The 1727-nt window shown below is 72.4% G+C and carries 1 protein-coding gene; it reads right to left on the minus strand.

Features of this window, described 5'->3' with window-relative positions; all coding sequences use genetic code 11:
* The coding region (locus tag AC2VNT_RS03130) for an adenosylcobalamin-dependent ribonucleoside-diphosphate reductase (RefSeq protein ID WP_486945469.1) at positions 1-1727 on the minus strand (1727 nt) is incomplete at both ends.

Genomic DNA, 1727 nt, shown 5'->3' on the forward strand with positions numbered 1-1727 from the left:
GGGTAGCCCCGCACCCCGCGGCGCTGGGCGATCTGGGCTATCTGCTCGTGCGATTTTACGCGGCGGTGGCGGGCTTTCCGGTCTAAGCAGGGGTTGACCTCCACCCGCGGCCGGCGGACCATCGCCCGGGTGTAGGCGATCGCGAACATCGGCTCGATCCCCGCGGTGGTGCCGGCGATCAGCGAGATGGTGCCGGTCGGGGCGATGGAGGTGACCTGCGCGTTGCGTCGGGGTCGCGCCGGGGCCGACCGGGCGTAGCGGCTGTCGGCGAAGGCCGTGAACGCCCCGCGCTCCTCGGCGAGCTGCTCGGACGCCGCGTGCCCGGCCTGCTGGATGTGCCGGATGATCCGGCCGGCCAGCCGCACCCCGTTCCTGCTGTCGTAGGGGATGCCCAGGCCGGCCAGCATCTCGGCCAGCCCCATCACCCCCAGCCCGATCTTGCGGGTTGCCCGGGTGGCCGTGCCGAGCTCGGGGACCGGGTAGCGGCTGACGTCGATGACGTCGTCGAGAAAGCGAACCCCCAGCCCGGCCACCACGGCCAACCGGTCCCAGTCGACGTGATCGCCGGCGGTCATCCGGGCCAGGTTGACCGAGCCGAGGTTGCACGACTCGTAGGGCCGCAGCGGCACCTCCCCACACGGGTTGGTCGCCTCGATCCGGTCCCCGCCCGGCATCGGGTTGTCCCGGTTGATGGTGTCCAGAAACACCAGCCCGGGGTCGCCGCAGGCGTGCGCCGCGGTGCAGACCGCGGTGAACAGGCCGGCGGCCGACGCCCGGCGCACCGTCCGGCCGGTGTGCGGATCGATCAGCGGATAGCTGCTGTCCTTGATGACGGCGCGCATGAACGCGTCGGTGACGCCCACCGAGAGGTTGAACTGGCTCAGGTCGCTGGCCGAGTCCGCCTTGGCGGCGACGAAGTCCTCGATGTCCGGATGCGACGCGTCGAGCACGGCCATGCAGGCGCCGCGGCGACGGCCGCCCATCGCCACCACCTTCGCGGCGCTGTCGAACAGCCGGAGAAACGACACCGGGCCGCTGGCGGTCCCCCCGGTGCTGCTCACCGGCGATCCGGCCGGGCGCAGGTGGCTGAAGGTGTACCCGGTGCCGCCGCCCTCGCGCTGGATCTGGGCGGCGTGGCCCAGCGTGGTGAAGATCGATTTCAGCGAATCCTCCAGCGGCAGCACGAAACATCCGGAGAGCACGCCCAGCTCGGTGCCGGCGTTCATCAGCGTCGGCGAGTTCGGCAGGAACTCCAGCCCGCGCAGCGCCGCCGAGAAACGCTGCGCCCACCGGGCCGACGACCCGGGCCGGTAGCCATCCTCGGCGGCGGCGACGAAGTTGGCCGCCCGGTCCATCATCTCGCCGGTCGACTCGATCGGCCGGCCGGTGTCGTCGCGGCGCAGATAGCGTTCGCGCAGCACCGTCACCGCGGCCAGACTCAGTTTCAGCTCGTCGCGCACCGCCAGCATCGCTTTGGCCGAGCGCAGCTCGGCCCGTTGCTGGCGGTAGACGATGTAGGCGCGCGCGACGTCGTCCAGACCCGCGGCCGCCAGCTTCCGGTCGACCAGATCCTGAATCGCCTCGACGTCGGCCACCTCGGGGCCGCGGGCCAGCTCGCCGGCCACCGCTTCGGCGATCGCGGCGGCATCGGCGTCGTGCCCGGCTTCCCGGGCCGCCCGGGCGATCGCGGCCTCGATCCGCGCGACGTCGAACGGGACCAGCGTCTG

It is taken from the genome of Mycobacterium sp. TH-M15, assembly GCF_057473705.1.